Below are 20,848 nucleotides of genomic sequence, written 5' to 3'. Positions count from 1 at the left end.
CTATCAGGAGTCCCGATGTTCTTCCCGCCGCGCCTCGCGCCTATGGTCTTCGCCGTGTTGATGTCGCTGTATATGGTGTTCCTGATGACCTTCGTGATCACCTGGGTCAATACCGGTCTGGGCGAGGGTTTTGTCGGCCGCTGGTGGCGTGCCTTCTATATCGCCTGGCCTATCGCCTTCTCGTTGATACTGGTCGGTGCGCCAAGACTGCAACGCCTTACCGCAGGGCTCATTCGCAAGCCCTAGCATGGTAGCCGCCGGATGAAAGGGGTGTTGCGATTTACTGAACTTTTCGCGACATTCGTTGCAAATCGGCGCACAAAGTTGCAACTCAAGCCTCGTCCCTGTACCAATAGCCTCCCCCCGATAACCGATGCCGGCACCGCCTCCCGTGGCGGAAGCCCTGGGCCCCTGTGCCAGGGCGCCGGACGCGACAACATGAGGAGGCGAGATGAACCAGAGCGTCAATATCGAGCTCGGCAGCCCCGCGGCCGAGGCCTTCGAGGCCCGTCAGTTCAAGGTCTACACCCACCGCCAGCTCGACAAGATCGAAGCGATCCAGAACCTGCCTGACGACCTGCGCTTCGACATGCGGGTCGTCAGCCAGGTGCTGCCGTTCCGGGTCAACGAGTACGTGATCGAGGAGCTGATCGACTGGGACAGGGTGCCCGAAGACCCGGTCTTCCAGCTCACCTTCCCCCAGCGCGGCATGCTGCTTCCCGAGCACTTCGAGGAGGTGGCCGAGCTGATGCGCCGCGAGGCCACCGCCGCCGAGATGAAACCGGTGATCGAGCGCATCCGCTCCGAACTCAACCCGCATCCGGCGGGGCAGATGGACCTCAACCTGCCGTTGCTCGATGGCGAGCCGCTGCCCGGCATGCAGCACAAGTACCGCGAGACGGTGCTGTTCTTCCCCAGCCAGGGTCAGGTCTGCCACAGCTACTGCACCTTCTGCTTCCGCTGGGCGCAGTTCGTCGGCGACAAGGACCTGAAGTTCGCCTCCAATGAAGCGGATTCTCTGCACCGCTATCTGGCCGAGCACACCGAGGTCACCGACCTGCTGATGACCGGCGGCGACCCCATGGTGATGAAGGCCAAGCACCTGCGTCAGTACCTGGAGGGGCTGATGGCGCCTGAGCTGGATCACGTTCAGGACATCCGCATCGGCACCAAGAGCCTGACGTTCTGGCCCTACCGCTTTGTCACCGACCCGGACGCTGAGGATATTCTCGAGTTGTTCAGAGAGTTGGTGGCTGCTGGGAAGCATGTCGCCTTCATGGCGCACTTCAACCACTGGAAGGAGATGGACACCCCCATTTGCCGCGAGGCGATCCGCCGCATCCGCGCCACCGGGGCGGAGATCCGTACCCAGGCGCCGCTGCTCAAACACATCAATGACGATGCCGACCAGTGGGCACGCATGTGGACCACCCAGGTGCGCCTGGGGATGATCCCGTATTACATGTTCGTGGAGCGCGACACCGGTGCCCGTCACTACTTCGAGGTGCCGCTGGTGCGAGCCTGGGAGATCTACCGCGAGGCGATGAAGCAGGTGCCGGGCCTGGCGCGTACGGCTCGTGGACCGTCGATGTCCGCCGATCCGGGCAAGGTGGAGATCCAGGGGGTCACCGAGATTCAGGGCGAGAAGGTCTTCGTGCTGCGTTTCATCCAGGGTCGCGATAGCGACTGGGTGCAGCGGCCCTTCTTCGCGAAATATGACGAAGCCGCCACCTGGCTGAACCACCTGGAACCGGCGCTGGGGGAGAGCGAGTTCTTCTTCGAGGCTGAGTTCGCCGCCATGAAGGACGAGAAGCAGGCGCTGATCATGAAGGCGTCGTGAGGCAATGAATTGCTAGCTCCCGGCTTTCTTCCGATGGCAGGGGGCTATTTCATGGCCCACTTGCAGCTAAAAGAGAACTTAGCTACATTGAAGTTGCCTTGGCGTTAGGCGGTCCAGCACCAGCCTTCCCCTCGTCCCTGTCACACTGTGACGTACAGTAGGCGTACAGTTTGTCGTTTGTACATTGTTCGCCCTGTTGGTTTTAAAGCCATGCGCGATGCGCTAGGTGAGCCAAGGCAGAGGATGAGGTACGTGATATGAAGAAATTCAATTACGGCCTAGCTCGGGATCGCGTATTGTTTGCGACAGCTGTCATTGTGATGCTGCGCGAACTTATTACGCTCCTGGGCGTGGCTTTTAACTATCCAATAGATAAAACATGCCTAGTTACCCTAGATGGTCATCCCGATTTGAGCTGAAGCCTGGTTCTTGGGTTTATGTGCCAACTAAAGAGACTTCTGAAGAAGGCCGGCTCATAAAAGATAAAGTCGAAAACTTTTGGAAGGTGCCTAAATATTATTACCACCTAAAATCGGGTGGCCATGTTGCAGCATTGAGATCTCATGCGCATCATAAATTTTTTGCTCGACTAGACATTAAAAACTTTTTTTCTTCTGTCGGGAAAAGCCGGATAACGAGAAGCTTGAAAGGCTACGTGGGTTACCCTAAAGCAAGAGATATAGCTGAAAAATCTACAGTGACTCACCCGAATAATGGAGGTGAGTCTTTTGCTAACGTACTTCCATTCGGTTTCGTACAATCACCCGTTATTGCTTCGTTGTGTTTGAGCAAAAGTGCTTTAGGTCGATTTCTTTCTGAAGTTTATAAAGATAAGAGGTTTAGTGTGAGTGTCTATATGGATGATATTATTTTGTCATCCGACGACGCTGATAGATTGAGATATGTTTATGATGAAGCAAGGAGGTTGGCTGAAAGGTCACGGTTTCCTATAAATGATAGAAAATCAGAGCCTCCATCAGGAAAAATCACCGCGTTTAACATAGAGCTTTCTAGTAACAGCCTGGAAATAACCCGAGAAAGGCTTGGGGAACTTATGGAAGAATATGATAATTCGAATAGCAAAGATCAGAAAGAAGGGATATTGGGCTATGTAAGATCTGTGAATGAAAGGCAGGCTATGTTGTTTTTTGCCTCGGGCGACTTAGTGGTTTAGTGGTCTTGTTCTTGTGTTGGCGCGGTTCACATTTTCATAAAAAATTTCTTTGGCTTTTTTCTTTTGCCCAGTTAAATGCTTCTTTTGCTGACATGAAGCTTTTCGTAGGTTGTTTTTCTTCTACTGTACCAATTCCGCTTTGTGCTTCATGTAATCTATAAGCGCCAAAGGTTGAACATTTTTGTTCGCTCCATTGTTCTTTGATTATGTACGCCTTGCCATAATCTACTGATAACTTTTGGTTGTAATCCGATACCAGTTTTTTCATGTAGTTGTAAATGTCTTTTGAGGGCCATACTCTCTTTGGCAAGTTTCGGGAAAGGGTGCGGTTGATCGCAAAATCAACAAATAGCTTTATGTGACCATCAGGGTATAGCTTTAGTTTTAGGTGCTCTGCAATCTCGCCGTCTATAGTCATTTCACAACCTTCATATAGGTGATATTTTGAAAGTAATCCCCTTCTCCCGTTGTAAGCCCAGCCTGTAGAGTCTAGGTAAGAGGTGGCATCGGACTGGCTTGGAAATTTTTTCTCGTAGACTTTTTTAAACATTTTTTGTTGCGCTCACATGCTTTGATTCGGCGAAACCACTTCTTCATCTTAGGTTATTTTCTTATGCTGTTCAAGTTTTTGATATGATGGGCGCATTTGTTTGATCTGTTACCTACCTTTCTACGCAAGGAGAAAGAATTGTAAAGGTTTTGATATATAATGGTATATAAATATATATTATTCTTTTGACTATTCGGTAAAGGAATAGAACAATGCGATTTATCAGTTGCCCATCCTTCGTGGATGGGATTTTTCTTTCTGCGCCTGTCAAAGCCTACGTGGATCATGAGATGATAAAGTAAGCCTTTGTCTGTAACCTGACGCAAGCTGATCAGTTCAGGAGGGAAACCGGAATTAGAGTTTCTCCTGATTACTTGTGCTGAGGTAAAAATAAGCAAAGCCCACCAGTGCGTGGGCTTTTTTGATCTGTGTAAAAAGAGCTGGCGACGACATTGCATTTCAGGACGGAGAGTGATATCTGTGTGTGTGCTAATTTAGCTTAGCATTTTGCACATGAGAATCTATACGCACTCGATTGTGAAAGGGAACGATAATGGGGAAAAGAACAGCTTATAGTATTTTGGCGCTTGTCGGCCTTATGCTCATCAGCGGGGCAGCATCAGCTATTCCCAAGGAGGAAATGAAGGCCGCTTCAAAAATGCTCGGTGAGAAAGCCAATCAAGCAATCGAAGACGGCTTCCCATCCGATCACAAAGAACGGTTCGAAGAGATGGGGGAGACGAAATTAAGAGACCCATATGCGACGTCAACTACTTTGGCCGCTTGGCGACAATTAAAATGGCCGGTTGGGTGGGGTAGTTGTCGTCAGTCCGACGACCCAGTTTTTCCTCCTTGTAATTGTCGTTGATAAGCACGCTTACGGTAGCTCTCCCCGCTCAGCTCCATCAGCGTGGCGTGGTGCACCAACCGGTCGATGGCGGCCACTGCCATCATGCTGTCGGGGAAGATGCTGTCCCAGGCGCTGAACGGCTGGTTGGCGGTGATGATCAGGCTGGCCGACTCGTAGCGATGGGCGATCAGCTCGAACAGCACTGACGTCTCGGCCTCGCTGCGTTGGACGTAGCCGATATCGTCGATCACCAGCACGGCGTACTTGTCGAGCTTGATCAGGGCGTCGCTCAGGCGCAGTGCCTGCTTGGCAGCCTGGAGCTCCTGGACCAGGCTTGAGGCGGTGGCGTAGCGCACCCGGTAACCCTGGTCGACCAGCGTATGCCCGAGCCCGGCCGCCACGTGGCTCTTGCCGACGCCGGAGGGCCCAAACAGCAGCAGGTTGTGAGCCTGGTCGACCCACTGCGTGTCGCCGGCCAAGGCGCTCAGTTGCCGGCGCTGCTCGGCCGCGATGGCGTCGAACTCGAAGGACTCCAGCGTCTTGCCCACCGGCAGCCGGGCCTCCTTGAGGTGCCGGGCCAGCCGGCGTCGCTCACGCTCGGCCAGCTCGTGCTCGCATAGGGCGGCCAGTGTTTGTGGCAGGCTCCAGTTTTCGGCTCGGGCGCGGGTTTCCAGCTGGGGCCAGCAGGCGGCCATGGTGGGCAGGCGGAGCTGTCGCAGTAGCAGCGGCAGCGTCTGGGCATCAGGCATGGCAGCCCACCTCTGTGGTCGGCACGCTGGGCACCAGATGGTTGTAGCTGGCGATGTCATGCTGAGTCACCTGGGGGAAAACCAGCGTGGCGCTCGGCGTGGCGGCGAAGCGGGCCTGGAGCTCGGCCAGCGTCGGGCTCTTCCCGCGCGCCAGGGCGCCCAGCCAGTAACTGGCGATCGCCTCGGCCTGGTCCTGCTCGGCGGCCAACGCCAGAGCGCCAACGATGCGCTTGCAGGCCTCGGCGACCGGCAAGGCGGCGGTCAGCCGGGCGTACAGCTCGCGCCACTCCGCACTCGGCAACAGGTCGTCGCGGAACGTCAGCCCCGCCAGCGCCCGGGGCTTGCGGACCAGCCAGCCGATCACATGGCGGTAATCGATGACCCGCAACCGGCCGCTTTCCGGCGTGGCATGCAGCCGCCTCAGCGTCAGCAATGCTTGCTGTGCGTGATGCAGCACCAAGCGATCATCGTAAAGGTGCACCCGCAGGTTCTCGCCGATCAGCCGGGACGGCACCGAGTAGAGCACCTTGCGCACCTGGATGGTGCTGGAGGTAGTGACGCGCACCGTCACCTCGCTGTAGTCGGTACCGGGCCGGCTGGGCAGTGGCTGCAGCGCGCCACGCTCGACGGTGATCCGGGCCGCGTTGCGGCGGTTGATCGCGGTGGTCACCTCATCGAGGAAGGCCTGGTAGTCATCGAGGCTAGCGAAGTCCTGGGAGCCGCGCAGCGTCAGGCGCTGTTGCAGGCGCCGCTTGAAGTGGCCATGTGGCGACTCGATGCTGGCGTTTTCATGGCCGCGCCCTGGGTTATTACGGGTGGCCGTCATGCCGTAGTGAGCGCACAGGGCAGCATAACGCTCGGTGAGGTCGGCTTCCGCCTCCCGGCCGAGGTTGCGGAAGGCCGCCGACAAGCTGTCGGTGCGGTGCTCCGCGGGGACACCGCCAAGCCGCTCCAGCGCACGGGTCAGGCCTTCAGCCAGCGCCGGGTAGCTCTCGCCACCGAGCACCACCCGGACATAACACCAGCCGCTGTAGGCCAGGCGGAAGTGGTAGAGCCGGTGATCAAGCAGCTCCCCTGCCACGGTAATGACAATCCCCTTGAGCTCGGTGAAGTCGGAGAGGCCGCGCAGCCCGGGGCCATGGGTTTGCGGGAACATTACCTCTTTCTCCGGGCCGTGCGCGGCTCGCCAGCCCTTGACCCGGCGCTGCAGGGTTCGCAGCAGGCTGTCCGGGTACTGGCCGGGGTGCTGCTCCTGCAACCACTCCAGCAGGGTCAGTGCCTGCAAGCCCGGGGCGGCGGCCAGCTGGGGGACGAGCGTGGTCTCCCACACATCGGCGAAGGGGTCGGGCCGGGTTCGCCAGTGTCGTGATGCCTGCGGCTCGGAGGACTCGGCCCGGCGTTCGAGGCGGCGAGCGGTTCTAACGGAGAGGCCGGCCTTGGCGGCGGCGACCTCCTGGGTCTGGCCTTGTTGACGTTGCGACATATAGAGCGTGACCTGTTGGCTGGTGACCGCCATACCGGCTCCCTGGTGGGTCGGGACAAGCGGTCAAGCTTAGGGCAACCGGTCACAGTAGTTGTCGTCGGCCGGCCAGAGTAATTGTCGCTCTATAGACCCAGATGAAAGGGATGCGGCTTTTGTGTCTCTCTGCCCTGCCATACTTCGTTCCTATATAGGGGATGCTATTAACACTTCCATGGCATGGGTAGACACTGAGATAAGAGTTGAGCGCATGGAAGAAATTCCTGAAATGTCTAAGGTTGCTGGATTTATGTGGGCCTTGCAAAGCGGGATACCTCTGAGGCAGCGATCGCAATATCATGTGCCCAGGATAGAAATGTCCACTTACCCTTATGATATCGAGGAAGTTTACGCTTGCTTTGATGATGGTGTGTCTTACTACGAAAATGCAAAGCTGAAAGATCCATGGATGTTTGAGAAGGTTTTTGGGGAAGAGCTGCACGTTACTTATGACTAGGAGAGCAGGGATGCTTTTTAGGAATTATTTTCTTGCGGTTGCCTTGATTATAGTCGCTTCTGGCGACGTGGTGGCAGCACCATTTTCTTACCAGGCCGGTAAGCTATATTGCGGATTTACCCACCCCGCAGAGTTGGTTTCTCCAATAAGGCGGTCAACTTGTGAAGAGCAGCATGTTATTCAACAACAGAGTGGTGGAGTAGATGAAGCGAATGTCGTTTGGTGGTCGGCTTCTTCTCACGTAAGGACAGACCTTTGGTCAGGTCAGCCTTGGCAGAATAATCGTCCTTGGGTAGTGTTTGGCTTCACCGGAGAGGCGAAGCAGAATCTTGAAAAAGCCTACATGCTGGGGACTTTTGGAAAATCATGGTCACTCTTCCAGCATAGCTACCAAGGGCGTGGGGAATCGTCATTGGTTTTGGCAGAATTTGATGGCATGTCAAATGCCTTGTATATGTATTCGTGGTTTGTGAATCTCCCCCAGAAGTATTTGAATCAAGTGGCCTATATTTCTGACAGAGGGTATTGGCACCTTCTTGTCGATATGGTTATTGCCATCGTCGTGCTAGGTGCTGAAGGTATACTGGCAATTGCATCTTCTTTTCTGGGTATGGTTGTTGGGACAGTGCTAAATCCCATTGATACCGTTTCAGCTATTCCGGGCGGGATATGGTTGGCAGTGGAAGCCACAATAGCTGCTGTTGCACACTATGTGACTGGTATCATTTCATTGGCGACCTCTGGTATTGCTGGGTTGGTGTTGACGCCATTCGCTGTCATCTTCTCGGTTCTTCCTTTTATGGCGCTTTCGAAGATCGTTAGCCGAGGCCGGTAGAAATGCGTAAACAAGATGTATTTTAAATACATATTATTCCTTTGCCTATCCGGTAAAGGAGACTCATAATGCGATTTATCAGTTGCCCATCCTTCGTGGATGGGCTTTTTCTTTCTGCGCCCGTCAAAGCCTTCGTCAATCATGAGCTGATACAGTCGGCATTTGGCGGTGACCTGACGCAAGCCAATCAGTTCTGGAGGGAAACCGGAACACGCCTCTATCATGTCTTGCCCTCGGATACCCTCGATGAGCTACGCGGTGACGAGTGCCGATTCTTACGTTACCCACCTGAATTCATCCTCAAGGGCCCTGATGACTACTACTTGCTTCTGGTGGTTACCCAGGATGATGGCGGTGGTGTCTATGTGCTGTTTCCTCGGCACAGTGCCTGCTCAGTGCTCAACGAACTTGCCAGGCAGGCCGATGATTAACTTCCGCTATCAAGGCTACGCCAAGCACTTTTCCAATCGGGCTTTCTGGAAGAAGGTGAAGTCACTTCCTGGAACCTACCGTGATCTCATCTACTACGCCAAGCTGCTCTGGTACGTGATGCAAGATCCCGGTGTGCCGGTCGCGCTCAAGACGGCTGCTGTCGGTGCCCTCGGTTATCTGATCAGTCCTGTGGATTTGATGCCCGATATGTTGCCCGGTGGCTTTGTCGATGACCTGGCCGTGGTGATGAGTGTCCTCAAGATGCTGGATTCCTACGTCACCCCGGAGATGCGACGTCGTGCTCGTAAGTAAGCGGCTCAACCCGATTTTGGGCCCATAGAACCTCGATTACCCGTCTTACCGACCTTTCCTTAGTAAATCTCTTCATCATGCCTCGCTGCCGCCAAATTGGTGGTGATCGGCGTGGCTTTGTGTGCGTGAACCCTGGAGATCCCTATATGACATCTCGTACTGTCAGGCGACACGTAAAACTGACCCCCAGGCGACACGGAAAATTGACCCCTCCGTGAGCTCATCAGGAGGGTCCGCCCATGAAGAAATCCGGATATAACGTTCCCCACACTCAGGTACGAGGGGAACCGATGCAGAGCCCAGAGGATGTCGCCGCCATGCTGCGCCTGAAGGCCTGTGGCTGGGGCACCAAGCGCATCGCCGACGAGCTCGGCATCAGCAGGAACACCGTCAAACGCTACCTGCGCCAGGGCGGCTGGGCACCCTACGCGAGCCCGCAGCGCAGCAAGTCGCTGGAAGGGCTGGAGGAATGGCTGAAGGCGCGCTTCCTGCAGCATGCCGGCAACGCCGCCGTGGTCCTGCAGGACCTGCAGCTAGCAGTCTGTCGGGTTTTCGATAATGCCGTGAGATACTCTCAGCATGCCGCCACTACTGGAACGTCGCCATGAGTCGCTTCATCCCCGTTGACCGCCAGACCGACTATCTCCTGCCGCCTTCGGTGGATGAGTGGCTGCCCGATGGCCACCTGGCACGGTTCGTGGTGGATGTTGTCGAGCAGCTGGACCTCTCGGCATTAACGCGGCGCTACGCCGGCCGCGGGCACAAGGCGCATCACCCGGCGGTACTGCTGAGCCTGCTGGTCTACGGCTACGCCACCGGGGTGGTCTCCAGCCGCAAGATCGAGCGCGCCACCTATGACTCGGTGGCGTTCCGTTACCTGGCCGCCAATACCCATCCCGACCATGACACGCTGGCCACCTTTCGCCGCCGCTTTCTGCCGGAACTGGAACAGTTGTTCGTACAGGTGCTGCTGCTGGCCCGCGAGATGAAGCTGCTCAAGCTTGGCACCATCGCCCTGGACGGCACCAAGCTCAAGGCCAACGCCAGCAAGCACAAGGCGTTGTCGTATGGCCATGCCAAGAAGCTGGAGGCACAGTTCAGGGCAGAGGTGAAAGCGCTGACCGAGCGGGCCGAGTCGGCGGACAAGGAGGACGCGGCCGACGGCATGGATATCCCCGCCGAGATTGCCCGCCGTGAAGCCCGCCTGGCGGCCATCGCTGAGGCGAAGGCCAAGATCGAGGCGCGCGCCGAGGAGCGGGACGCCACCGAGCAAGCCGCCTATCAGGAAAAGGTGGCGCGGCGGGAGGCGCAGCGCAAGGCCGGCAAGAAGCCCCGTGGGCGTGACCCCGAACCGCCCACTGGTGGCCCGCGTGACAAGGATCAGATCAATTTCACCGACCCGCAGTCGCGCATCATGCCGGTCACCGGCAAGGGGTTTGATCAGTGCTACAACGCCCAAGCCGCGGTTGATACCGAGAGTCTGCTGGTGACCCATGTCCACGTCACGCAGGCGACCAATGACAAGCAGCAAGTCATGCCGCTACTGACGGCCTGGCAAGGTTACCCGGAAACGCTGGGAAAACCTGACCACCTGCTGGGTGATACCGGCTACTTCAGTGCCAGCAATATCCAGGCCTGCCATGACCATGGTATCGAACCGCTGTTGGCGATGAAGCGAGACGTCCATCACCTTCCGGTCTTTGAACGTTTCGCCGCGGATCCGCCTGCCCCGGAGAGCGAGGACCCCGTCGAACAGATGGCACACCGCTTGAAGACGCAGGCGGGCCGAGCGCTCTACGCATTGCGCAAACATACCGTGGAGCCGGTCTTCGGGATCATCAAACACGTGATGGGGTTCCGGCAGTTCTCGCTACGCGGACTGGATAAGGTCAGCGGCGAGTGGCGATTGGCCACCATGGCGTGGAATATCAAGCGGATGCACCGGTTGACGGCGGGCTGAGGGCCGTCCCTTAGCCTGATAGGGCGGTGTCACAAGCGCTCAGGCTACTCCAGGATTGCCGAACGACGCCAGGTTGCTGACATGGCCGGCGCCAACACGAAAATGGAGAGAAGTGGGTGTCGTTACTGTGAGCGACACCCATAACCCGACAGACTGCTAGAGCACGGCATCACGGTCAGCCTGCGCACGGTGGAACGCGCCTGCGCGCCGTTCCGCCAGGCACTGGCCGCCGAAGCCAAGGCCACGGTGAGGTTCGAGACGCCGCCCGGGAAGCAGCTGCAGATCGACTTTGGCAGCCGCCACATCACCATCAATGGGGAGTCGGTCAAGGTCTTCCTGTTTGTCGCCACCCTGGGCTACTCCCGCCGCCTCTACGTCCGTGCCTTCCGGCACGAGCGGCAGTCGGCGTGGTTCGCCGGCCTGGAGGGCGCCTTCCGCCACTTTGGCGGGGTGCCAGAGCAGGTGCTGCTGGATAACGCCCGGGCGCTGGTCGACCACCACAACGCGGCGACCCGCGAAGTCGTGTTCAACGAGCGGCTGGCGGCCTTTGCCCGCTACTGGGGGTTCCGGCCGGTGGCCTGTGCGCCGTACCGTGCCCGCACCAAGGGCAAGGACGAGCGTGGCGTCGGCTACGTGAAGCGTAACGCCATCGCCGGCCGGACCTTCGCCACCTGGGCGGCGCTGGAGGCCCACCTGAGCTGGTGGATGCGCGAGATCGCCGACCAGCGGGTGCATGGCACCACCGGCGAGCTGCCGGCGGTGCGCTTCATCGCCGAACAGGCCAGCCTGCAACCGCTCAACGATCGGGCGCCCTTCGAGCAGGCCCGGGAGCTGAACCGGCGGGTTCAGCGCGACGCCACCGTGGAGGTCGACACCAACCGCTACAGCGTGCCCTGGCGCCTGGTCGGTGAGCCTGTCCAGGTCAGCGTGACCGACGGCGAACTGCGGGTGCACCACGCCGGCCGCGAGGTGGCCCGCCACCCGGAGCTGGGCGGGCGCCGCCAGGTGCGCTGCCTGCCGGAGCATCTGCAGGGCATCGTCGGCTACCGATCACCCAAGGCGGACACCGAGGAGGTCGTGGCGTCCAGCGAGATCGTGACCACCTTGCCGCCGGCCGCGCTGCAGCGCGACCTGACCGAGTACGAAGCCGTGGTGGGAGGTGGCTGGTGATGACGACGCCGGAGACTGAGCGCCTGGACGCCATGCTGACGCGTCTCAAGCTGACCGCCATCCGCGAGCGGCTCGACACGCTGCTCGACGAAGCCGCACGCCGGGAGCTGACCCTGCGCGAGACGCTGGCCTACCTGTGCGAGCAGGAGGTGGCCCATAAGGAGCAGCGGCGCATCCAGATGGGGCTGAGCATCGCCCGCTTCCCGTTCCTGCGCACTCTGGAAGGGTTCGACTTCAGCGCCCAGCCTGCCGTCGACCCCGGTCAGATCCGTGAGCTGGCCTGCGGGCGCTGGATCGCCAACGGCGACGCCCTGCTGCTGCTCGGCCCGCCGGGCGTGGGCAAAAGCCATCTCGCCGTGGCACTGGGCCGGGAGGCGGTCAAGGCTGGCTACTCCGTGCTGTTCACCACCGCCACGGCACTGATCACCCAACTGGTCCAGGCCTATGCCAATGGCGCCCTGGAGGAGCGGCTGAGGCACTTCGCCAAGCCCAAGCTATTGATCATCGACGAGCTGGGCTACCTGCCGCTGGAACCCGGGGCGGCCAACCTGTTCTTCCAGTTGGTCACCCGGCGCTATGAACGCGGCAGTCTGCTGGTCACCAGCAACCGGGCGGTCAGCGAGTGGGGTGAGGTGTTCGGTGACGCCGTGGTCGCCACAGCGATCCTCGACCGGCTGCTTCATCACAGTCACGTCATCACCATCCGCGGTGACAGTTACCGACTGCGCGCCAAGCGCAAGGCCGGGCTGATCAAGCCCGATTCCATCCACCATGACGAGCAGGTCGTCAGAGGGTAAGGGGGTCAGATTTCACTGTCGCCAGGGGGTCACTTTCTGATGTCGCTTGACACGTACAAAGCGTAAGCCTGCTGCGAATACCGCCACCCAGCGCAAGGCCAAGGCGCCACAACCGTCGTCACCCGTCGACCCGACGCCAGAGGATCAGCAAGCCGCGTCACCGGTTTCTACGATCCGCATCCTCAAGAAGGCGACCTGTCCCAAGCTGAGCCCGCGTGGCAATGGGGAGCTGACCTACCACCTTGGCTACCGTGACGAGGATGGCCAGGTCTTCCTTCGTGTGACCGCCAATGCCTCCAGCGGCTACTTCAGTCAGGAGTGGATTGCTCTGCAGGATATCGAGGCTGTTATGGGCGCTGAGAATGGCCACGGCTTCAAGGCGATTCTCTTCAAGCCGCTGTATCAGCAGAAGGGCGCCAACAACCATGGCTTCTTGGGGGCCGCGCTCAAGGCCGAGGGCATCGTGGAAGTGGAAGAGGAACAACCGCTGATCCTGTATGCCGCCGAGGATCGTACTGCCTTTGATCAGCAGGTAGCGACACTGGTGGAGGAGGGGACCGCCCTGCATGACGACGTCGCCGAGGAGAACGCCCGCAAGGAAGCTCGTAAGCAGGAGCGCCTGGCCGAACAGCAGCGTCGACGGGAAGCGCGGATGGCGCAGGAGAAGGCTTCCGCCGATGCCAAGTCTTCCACCTCACTACCTGCCATGGATGACGCTGCCGATCAGGAAACCCCGGAATCGCCCGATTCTGATGCCGAAAACCCCGATAGGACGGCGACTGAAGGCTAATCCATAGACCCGCCCGCCTATGGGCGTTTTTCATCACGCAAAAGGTTCGTTTAGCGAAATGCAGGATTCGGCATAGCACCTTCCCGGGGGCTATGCCGTTTTTTTATGTCCAGACGCCGTGCCGCTGCGCATGGCCCTTACCCATTGGAGTTCCCCATGAGCTTTCCCATCACCCTCGACACAACCGATACCGCCTTGCCCATTCCGCAGGCCCTCACCGATGTGCTGCTCAAGGAGATCGAGCGTGCCTATACCACGACACCGCCTCTACCCAAGGAAGACCCGCTGTTCGGTATCACCTTGGTCTTCCGTGATCCTGGCTATGACCCTCTGCTAGGTGGCTATCACCCGGTCGAGATCCGCCTGGGTCGTGCCAACGGCCATTACCGCCTCGACTACCTCACCGACTTTAGCTATGTGGGCCCTGCCGATCAGGCCGAGCTGCAAGCCGAGGTCGATTTTGAATTCGGGGTCTCCCAATGCCTGGTGCGTCACCTGCCACCCATCGGCCTGAGCCGGGTAGGGGAGTTCTTCAATCTCTACGTCACCAACTTCCTCAGCTACTACCGCAACGGCGTCTATGAGGTTGAGGTGGTCTGGGAAAACTGAGGCCACAGGAAGTCACGATGCCGACACCCATCATCACCGTCACCCCGGAGCCGTCCATGAGCGAACGCCGCTATGTCGTCTACTACCGTGTCAGTACCCAGAAGCAGTCCCGTTCGGGATTGGGGCTGGAGGCCCAGCAGCAAGCCGTCAACGACTACCTGGCGCAGTATGAGGGGCAGGTGATTGCCGAGTTCCAGGAGGTGGAATCAGGCAAGCGTGCCGATCGCCCCCGGTTCCATGAGGCTGCCGACTACGCCGAGCTGGCCAATGCCACTTTGCTGGTCGCCAAGCTGGATCGCCTCAGTCGTGACCTGCACTTCATCACCGGCCTGCAGAAGCGCGGTATCCGCTTCACCCTCTGCGACCTGCCCGATGTGGATCAGTTGACCATTCACATCCTCGCCGCGATGGCCCAGCACGAAGCCCGCATGATCAGCCAGCGCACCAAGCATGCCCTCCAGGCCGCCAAGGCCCGGGGGGCAAGGCTGGGCAACCCGGAACTGGATGCTATCCGCCATCACGACCTTACCACCGCCAACCGTCAGCGCTCCGAGGCCCAGGCACAGTGGAAGCAGCGTATCCAGCGGGTCATTCAGCATCTGGAGGAGCAGGAGGGGCTACGCAGTGGGGTCGCCATCGCCGAGGCGCTCAATCGGAGGGGGCTGACCACCTACCAGGGGAGGCCGTTCACAAGTGCGACGATCAGCAGGTTGAGGCACAGCAGCGACGCATAAGCCAAAGTATAGTTAGTAAAATAGAAAATAATTCACGCCTGCTTCACCGTGATCTCATGGTTGGTACTAAGGGAGAACAGGGTTTGAGCACTAAGGCGATAAAACCAGGCAAAAAAGGGGATTTCTCGCTATGCTAATTATACTTAATAAAAATTCTCTTTAATTTCAGCGTGTTGGGAATTTCGGTTTTTGGCGGAGGCAGCTGTTTGGGCAAGAGTCATAGACAGGAAGCGCCACTTGAACGCCCTATTAGGTGTGCTAAATTCTGCAGACCAGGCCAGCGAGGCTGGTGCCAGAAACCCAAGACCCAAACGATTGAAAGCCGAGCTCCGAGACGAAAACCGCCGCATGATGTACTGATATTGGCCAGCAGTTTTGGCCCCAATGAAGGCGAATTTCCCTGATACTTTTACCGTCCATGAGCGTATTACTTAGGAGGCTGAATACTATGAAATTGACTACGAAACCATCAGTGACTCTGGCCCGTATCGCTTGGCCTGTGGGAGCCCTGAAAAGGGCATTACGTACCACAGTTCAAGGAGCAATTGCTCATGAATGCTTCACACCTATCTCACTACAGGGCGAATCACGTTGAACCATCGCTAATCACCATCACTTGCACTAGAGATGGCCTACCCCTGGAGCAAGTGTATGACGTCGAAGACTGTCACTCTTGCTGTCAGGACGACCCTACCCCTCAGGACCTCGGTGCCGAAGGAGTAGATGACACATCCGCACTGCCTTCGGATGCTTTCTCGGATGGTCATGCAGAAGATCGCCTCGCTGCAGTCCTGTCCCACAGTGGTCATGGACCAGCCAACGTCGCCATCAAGACGGTGTTCAAAGCTGCCATCACGCAGATGATGGCGTTAAGCCACCGTGGTGAGCAAACTAAAGTACCTCTGCTGGGTCCACAGAGCTATCCGGTAGCAGCGCTATGCCGTGAGCTGGTGGAACCGGGGAAAGATACCCCCTTTCCGCTGCCAATCACGGGCCTGGAAAGCGTCAATGGCCTGGATAGCTTTCAGGACCTACACGCCGCTATTCGTAACGAAGACCTTGTTGTAGTTACCACGCCGCGCCAGGGAAGCATCGCCAAGGAGCTTGCCAGCATCCGCGCCAAGTTTGGGTGCTATGCGCCAATCATGGTCGTCAAACATCATGGTAGCAAGGTCGAACCAGCGCTTCAGTATGCTCCCGATGGCGCAAAAGGCATCAACGTCGTGTACCCCGATCTACCCCGCCTCATGGAAGAGGCCCGGGACCTCGCCAGCATGCTTCGTCCCGAGCTGATGTCGCTAATGCGCCGTGTCAGCGAACGTTGGACAACGGAGCGGGTGAGTACCCGCAACGCTGACACCCATGACGGGATTCGCTGGCTGTGGCTGGTCGCGGATGAGCTGGGCCTGTCGTCGTCCCAGATGGATGACCTCAGCTGGACGATGCACATCAACTCCCGGTATTGCCGCCAATCCAGGGATCTTCTGGTCCGCATTTAACTTTCAAGAACAACCTGTGATGCAGGGGGCCAGACAGCCCCCTGGTAGCCAACTACGTCTATTAAAAAGAAAATGGTGTTGAAAATGAAGAACGAGAACGAGAACGAGAAGAAAGTCGAAAGCCAGGCCAACCATTCTGACAAGAAGCAGCTCAAAAAAGCTGGCGAGAAGAAGGTAGATCAAAATCTCGTTAATCTACGCCAATCCGGTGTGCGGCCAAAGCGATCTGGTAAGGTGTACTCCCCTTGCGTATTCCGACGAACGTGACCGGTCATTCCGGGGATCGTGACCGATCTGCTCACTCCTCTCTCGCTGGCTCTGGTTTTGTAAGCTGACCGGTCACGATGGGTCAACTTCTGCCGCTTGCGGGGAGGCGCTCTTGCGCATCGATTCTCCTCTGAGTGTCAGGCGGTGGGCGCTGTGTAGCAGCCGGTCCAGGATGGCGTCAGCCACCGTCGCGGCGCCGATGTAGTCGTGCCAGTGCTCGATGGGCAGCTGGCTGGCGATCAGCGTCGAGCCCCGGCCGTGCCGGTCCTCGATCACCTCCATCAGGTCCTGGCGCTGCGGCGCGGTCATCTTCTGCATGCCCCAGTCGTCGAGGATCAGCAGGTCGGTCTTCTGCAGCTGGCCCATCAGCCGGGCGTAAGAGCCGTCGCCCTGGGCAATGCGCAGTTGCTCGAACAGGCGCGGTACCCGCAGATAGCGCACCGAGTAGCCTTGCCGGCAGGCTTGGTTGCCCAGCGCGCAGGCCAGCCAGGTCTTGCCACACCCGGTGGGGCCGGTGAGGCACAGGTTGAGTGACTGGCCGATCCACTCGCCGCTCGTCAGCGGTGCCATGCGGCCCCGCTCCAGGCCGCGGGGGTGGCGGTAGTCGATGTCCTCGACGCAGGCCATCACCCGCAGCCTGGCGGCCTTCAGTAGCCGGTCGAGGCGACGGTTATCGCGATGCAGGACCTCTCGGTCGAGCAGCATGCCCAGGCGGTCCTCGAACGGAAGGTCGTAGGTGTCCGGCTGGGTGAGCTGGTGAGCCAGGGCGTCGTGCATGCCGGTCAGCTTGAGGCGGCGCAGGGTGTCGAGCAGGGGCTGGGTCATCATCGGTCGTCTCCTCGGGTCAGTGGTAGTACTCAGCACCGCGCACATTGGTGTGGGGCGGCAGGTCGTCGAGGGCCTCGGGGAGCGTCAGCATCGGCTGCTGATCCAGCCCCTGCTTGAGGATCGAGGCGATGCTGCTGTAGCGCGTGGTGGGGATCGCCAGGGCATGCGCGCAGGCCTGCTCCAGGCGGCCCTTGCCGTAGCGCCGGCTGAGCTGCAGCAGGCCCAGGCAGGCACGGTAGCCATGCTCGGGATGGGGGCGGTCCTGCAGCTGTCGCTGGGTCATCTCCAGCGTGGCGACGCCGATGCCCTTCGCCCAGTCCAGGAAGCGGCTTGGCGACCAGTCGCGGTGGGCCTGGTGACGCTTGGGCATGTGCTCGGCCAGGGTCGAGAAACGTCCCGGGGCGTGGCGCGGGTGCGCCGCCACCCGCTGCCCTTTGTGGAACACCTCCACCATGGCGTGGGTCAGGCGCACCTCCAGCACCTGGCCGACCAGGCTGTGAGGGACGCTGTAGAAGTGTTTGTCGAGGTCGAGGTGGTAGTCGATGCCGGGCCTGGCCTTGCGCCACTCGGCGTACTCGTAGGGCGTCTCCGGCAGCGGGCGCAGCACCGGCCGGTCGATGGCCGCGAACAAATCGCGCCGGCTCTCCTCGCGGCCCTGGAAGGGTCGGCGGTTGAGATCCTCCAGCAGCTCGCGGATGGCCTGGTTCAGCGAGGCCAGCGTGAAGAAGGTGTGGTGGCGCAGTCGGGCCAGGATCCAGCGCTCCACCAACAGCACCGCGGCCTCCGCCTTGGCCTTGTCCTTGGGTTTGTAAGGCCGCGCCGGCAGCACCGCGACCTGGTAGTGCTGGGCCATCTCGGCGTAGGTCGCGTTGAGCTGGCTCTCGTAGCGACATGCCCGCGTCACGGCGCTCTTCAGGTTGTCGGGCACCAGTAGCTCGGGGACACCGCCCAGGAACTGGAAGGCGCGCTGGTGAGAGGCGATCCAGTCGGGCAGCGCCTGGCTCCAGGTGGCCTCGGCGTAGGTGTAGCTGGAGGCGCCCAGCACGGCAACGAACACCTGGGCCCGTCGCTCCTCGCCGGTGGCCTGGTTGATGATCGGCACGGTCGGGCCGCAGTAGTCGATGAACAGCTTCTCGCCGGCGCGGTGGACCTGACGCATGCTGCGCCGCTGGCGGTCCCGCCAGGCGCGGTAATGATCGCAGAACCGACTGTAGCGGTAGGCCTTGTCGCCGTGGACCTCGACGTACTCGGCCCACAGCAGCTGCAGGGTGACGCCCTTGCGCTTGAGCGCCTGGTGGACCTGGAAGTAGTCCGGCGCCGAGAAGCGCATCGGCGGCGATTTGGCCGGGAACAGCCGCGCCTCCAGCGCCGCCTCGTCGGTGCCGTCGGGCAACGGCCAGCGGATGCCGGCCACCTGGGCCAGGCTGACGTACTTGCTGACCACGCCCTTGGAGAGGCCGCAGGCCCGCGCAATCTTCTCGTGGCTGAGGCCGGCGTCGTACTTGAGGCGCAACACCTCGGTGATGGTTCGCATGGGAATCCTCGGTGCTGGCATGTCCACCTCCAGGGCAAAGACAAAAGGAGGGGTATGCCGTAAAAGTCCGAATCATTCCAGCGAGTTAGGTGAGATTCCGGGAACGTGACCGAGGATTCCGACATCGTGACCGCGGATTCCGGGAAAGAGGCCGAAATCGGTCACGATGAAATGGAATGGCCGGTCACGTTGGCCCGGAATGGTCGGTCACGATAGATCGGAACGGGCGGTCACGATGGCCCGGAATACGCACCCCTCGGGCAGCTGATAAGAAAGCTGGGGAGGGGCATGCTGCACCAAAACCCGCCCTGCAGCCTAGCAGGAAGGGTAGTTCTGCCGGTAAGAACAAAGAGCCGGATCTTCCTCTAGCAGTCTGTCGGGTTTTCGATAATGCCGTGAGATACTCTCAGCATGCCGCCACTACTGGAACGTCGCCATGAGTCGCTTCATCCCCGTTGACCGCCAGACCGACTATCTCCTGCCGCCTTCGGTGGATGAGTGGCTGCCCGATGGCCACCTGGCACGGTTCGTGGTGGATGTTGTCGAGCAGCTGGACCTCTCGGCATTAACGCGGCGCTACGCCGGCCGCGGGCACAAGGCGCATCACCCGGCGGTACTGCTGAGCCTGCTGGTCTACGGCTACGCCACCGGGGTGGTCTCCAGCCGCAAGATCGAGCGCGCCACCTATGACTCGGTGGCGTTCCGTTACCTGGCCGCCAATACCCATCCCGACCATGACACGCTGGCCACCTTTCGCCGCCGCTTTCTGCCGGAACTGGAACAGTTGTTCGTGCAGGTGCTGTTGCTGGCCCGCGAGATGAAGCTGCTCAAGCTCGGCACCATCGCCCTGGACGGCACCAAGCTCAAGGCCAACGCCAGCAAGCACAAGGCGCTATCGTATGGCCACGCCAAGAAGCTGGAGGCGCAGTTCAGGGCTGAGGTGAAAGCGCTGACGCAGCGGGCCGAGTCGGCGGACAAGGAGGATGCGGCCGATGGCATGGATATCCCCGCCGAGATTGCCCGCCGTGAAGCACGCCTGGCGGCCATCGCCGAGGCGAAGGCCAAGATCGAGGCGCGTGCCGAGGAGCGGGACGCCACCGAGCAAGCCGCCTACCAGGAAAAGGTGGCGCGACGAGACGCACAGCGCAAGGCCGGCAAGAAGCCCCGTGGGCGTGATCCCGAACCGCCGACTGGCGGCCCGCGTGACAAGGACCAGATCAACTTCACCGACCCGCAGTCTCGCATCATGCCGGTCACCGGCAAGGGGTTTGATCAGTGCTACAACGCCCAGGCCGCCGTCGATACCGAGAGTCTGCTGGTGACCCATGTCCACGTCACTCAGGCGACCAACGACAAGCAGCAAGTCATGCCGTTACTGACGGCCTGGCAGGGTTACCCGGAGACGCTGGGCAAGCCTGACCACCTGCTGGGTGATACCGGCTACTTCAGTACCGCCAATATCCAGGCCTGCCATGACCATGGTATCGAACCGCTATTGGCGATGAGGCGTGATGTCCATCACCTTCCGGTCTTCGAACGTTTCGCCGCGGACCCGCCCGCACCGGAGAGCGAGGACCCTGTCGAGCACATGGCGTACCGCTTGAAGACGCAGGCGGGCCGAGCGCTCTATGCGCTGCGCAAGCACACGGTGGAGCCGGTCTTCGGGATCATCAAACACGTGATGGGATTCCGGCAGTTCTCGCTACGCGGTCTGGATAAGGTCAGCGGTGAGTGGCGACTGGCCACCCTGGCATGGAATATCAAGCGGATGCATCGCTTGGCAGCAGGCTGAGGGCCGTCCCTTAGCCTGATAGGGCGGTGTCACAAGCGCTCAGGCTACTCCAGGATTGCCGAACGACGCCAGGTTGCTGACATGGCCGGCGCCAACACGAAAATGGAGAGAAGTGGGTGTCGTTACTGTGAGCGACACCCATAACCCGAC

At 59.6% G+C, this 20,848-nt stretch carries 20 protein-coding genes and 1 pseudogene; 16 read left to right on the top strand and 5 right to left on the bottom strand.

Annotation, left to right across the window (positions count from 1 at the left end):
* The first annotated feature begins 15 nt into the window (after positions 1–15).
* From NFH66_RS12695 to NFH66_RS12685, 3 genes are all read left to right on the top strand, one after another.
* Positions 16–246 (top strand): DUF2798 domain-containing protein, encoded by a 231-nt coding sequence (locus NFH66_RS12695; protein WP_349610589.1) that lies wholly within the window; start codon positions 16–18, stop codon positions 244–246.
* Positions 247–451: 205 nt separating this feature from the next.
* Complete coding sequence (locus NFH66_RS12690; RefSeq protein WP_349610588.1) at positions 452–1,840, top strand: KamA family radical SAM protein; 1,389 nt, start codon at positions 452–454, stop codon at positions 1,838–1,840.
* Between the two features lie 379 nt (positions 1,841–2,219).
* On the top strand, positions 2,220–3,014 hold the full coding sequence (locus tag NFH66_RS12685) for a reverse transcriptase domain-containing protein (protein WP_349610587.1): 795 nt from the start codon (positions 2,220–2,222) through the stop codon (positions 3,012–3,014).
* A 34-nt stretch (positions 3,015–3,048) separates the two neighbouring features.
* On the opposite strand, the gene NFH66_RS12680 is transcribed toward NFH66_RS12685, so the two are convergent.
* The 3 genes from NFH66_RS12680 to istA (NFH66_RS12670) form a co-directional block, all read right to left on the bottom strand.
* Complete coding sequence (locus NFH66_RS12680) at positions 3,049–3,564, bottom strand: hypothetical protein (protein WP_349610586.1); 516 nt, start codon at positions 3,562–3,564, stop codon at positions 3,049–3,051.
* An 825-nt stretch (positions 3,565–4,389) separates the two neighbouring features.
* On the bottom strand, positions 4,390–5,163 hold the full coding sequence (gene istB / locus NFH66_RS12675) for an IS21-like element helper ATPase IstB (protein ID WP_349607654.1): 774 nt from the start codon (positions 5,161–5,163) through the stop codon (positions 4,390–4,392).
* Positions 5,156–6,679: an IS21 family transposase gene (gene istA, locus NFH66_RS12670; protein WP_502878638.1), complete on the bottom strand. Its 1,524-nt coding sequence runs from the start codon at positions 6,677–6,679 to the stop codon at positions 5,156–5,158. The genes istB (NFH66_RS12675) and istA (NFH66_RS12670) overlap by 8 nt, the downstream gene beginning before the upstream one ends.
* Before the next feature lie 214 nt (positions 6,680–6,893).
* Between istA (NFH66_RS12670) and NFH66_RS12665 the strand changes: the two genes are divergently transcribed.
* From NFH66_RS12665 to NFH66_RS12610, 12 genes and pseudogenes are all read left to right on the top strand, one after another.
* A complete protein-coding gene (locus tag NFH66_RS12665; RefSeq protein WP_349610585.1) occupies positions 6,894–7,139 on the top strand; it encodes a hypothetical protein in 246 nt (81 codons plus the stop codon).
* Between the two features lie 10 nt (positions 7,140–7,149).
* Entirely contained in the window at positions 7,150–7,974 is an 825-nt protein-coding gene (locus NFH66_RS12660) for a hypothetical protein (protein ID WP_349610584.1), read from the top strand.
* A gap of 68 nt (positions 7,975–8,042) precedes the next feature.
* Positions 8,043–8,405, top strand: coding sequence for a hypothetical protein (locus NFH66_RS12655; RefSeq protein WP_349610583.1), 363 nt, complete (start codon positions 8,043–8,045; stop codon positions 8,403–8,405).
* Positions 8,398–8,718, top strand: coding sequence for a YkvA family protein (locus NFH66_RS12650; protein WP_349610582.1), 321 nt, complete (start codon positions 8,398–8,400; stop codon positions 8,716–8,718). Before NFH66_RS12655 ends, NFH66_RS12650 begins: the two co-directional genes overlap by 8 nt.
* A gap of 239 nt (positions 8,719–8,957) precedes the next feature.
* Positions 8,958–9,326 carry a helix-turn-helix domain-containing protein gene (locus NFH66_RS12645; protein ID WP_349610581.1) on the top strand — a complete coding sequence of 123 codons (369 nt, stop codon included), beginning with the start codon at positions 8,958–8,960 and terminating at the stop codon, positions 9,324–9,326.
* Positions 9,323–10,678 (top strand): IS1182 family transposase, encoded by a 1,356-nt coding sequence (locus NFH66_RS12640; RefSeq protein WP_349610580.1) that lies wholly within the window; start codon positions 9,323–9,325, stop codon positions 10,676–10,678. The genes NFH66_RS12645 and NFH66_RS12640 overlap by 4 nt, the downstream gene beginning before the upstream one ends.
* A 159-nt stretch (positions 10,679–10,837) precedes the next feature.
* Positions 10,838–11,722 (top strand): annotated as a pseudogene (gene istA / locus NFH66_RS12635) (IS21 family transposase); the annotation flags it as partial.
* A 125-nt stretch (positions 11,723–11,847) separates the two neighbouring features.
* Entirely contained in the window at positions 11,848–12,645 is a 798-nt protein-coding gene (istB, locus tag NFH66_RS12630) for an IS21-like element helper ATPase IstB (RefSeq protein ID WP_349607618.1), read from the top strand.
* A gap of 46 nt (positions 12,646–12,691) precedes the next feature.
* A complete protein-coding gene (locus NFH66_RS12625) occupies positions 12,692–13,435 on the top strand; it encodes a hypothetical protein (RefSeq protein ID WP_349610579.1) in 744 nt (247 codons plus the stop codon).
* A gap of 156 nt (positions 13,436–13,591) precedes the next feature.
* On the top strand, positions 13,592–14,044 hold the full coding sequence (locus tag NFH66_RS12620) for a DUF2787 family protein (RefSeq protein ID WP_349610578.1): 453 nt from the start codon (positions 13,592–13,594) through the stop codon (positions 14,042–14,044).
* A 17-nt stretch (positions 14,045–14,061) separates the two neighbouring features.
* Positions 14,062–14,778 (top strand): recombinase family protein, encoded by a 717-nt coding sequence (locus NFH66_RS12615; RefSeq protein WP_349610577.1) that lies wholly within the window; start codon positions 14,062–14,064, stop codon positions 14,776–14,778.
* Between the two features lie 551 nt (positions 14,779–15,329).
* Positions 15,330–16,277: a hypothetical protein gene (locus NFH66_RS12610; protein ID WP_349610576.1), complete on the top strand. Its 948-nt coding sequence runs from the start codon at positions 15,330–15,332 to the stop codon at positions 16,275–16,277.
* A 339-nt stretch (positions 16,278–16,616) separates the two neighbouring features.
* Here NFH66_RS12610 and istB (NFH66_RS12605) read toward each other — a convergent pair whose 3' ends face one another.
* Positions 16,617–17,372 (bottom strand): IS21-like element helper ATPase IstB, encoded by a 756-nt coding sequence (istB, locus tag NFH66_RS12605; RefSeq protein ID WP_349610575.1) that lies wholly within the window; start codon positions 17,370–17,372, stop codon positions 16,617–16,619.
* A gap of 16 nt (positions 17,373–17,388) precedes the next feature.
* Positions 17,389–18,927, bottom strand: coding sequence for an IS21 family transposase (gene istA, locus NFH66_RS12600; RefSeq protein WP_349610574.1), 1,539 nt, complete (start codon positions 18,925–18,927; stop codon positions 17,389–17,391).
* A 415-nt stretch (positions 18,928–19,342) separates the two neighbouring features.
* Here istA (NFH66_RS12600) and NFH66_RS12595 point away from each other — a divergent pair, with 415 nt between their 5' ends.
* On the top strand, positions 19,343–20,698 hold the full coding sequence (locus NFH66_RS12595; RefSeq protein ID WP_349609129.1) for an IS1182 family transposase: 1,356 nt from the start codon (positions 19,343–19,345) through the stop codon (positions 20,696–20,698).
* Positions 20,699–20,848: the final 150 nt, after the last annotated feature.

The organism is Halomonas sp. H10-9-1, from assembly GCF_040147005.1.
Classification (GTDB): Bacteria; Pseudomonadota; Gammaproteobacteria; order Pseudomonadales; family Halomonadaceae; genus Halomonas.
The sequence above is the reverse complement of the archived record's forward strand: the minus strand, read 5'-3'. Positions and strand labels throughout refer to the sequence as shown.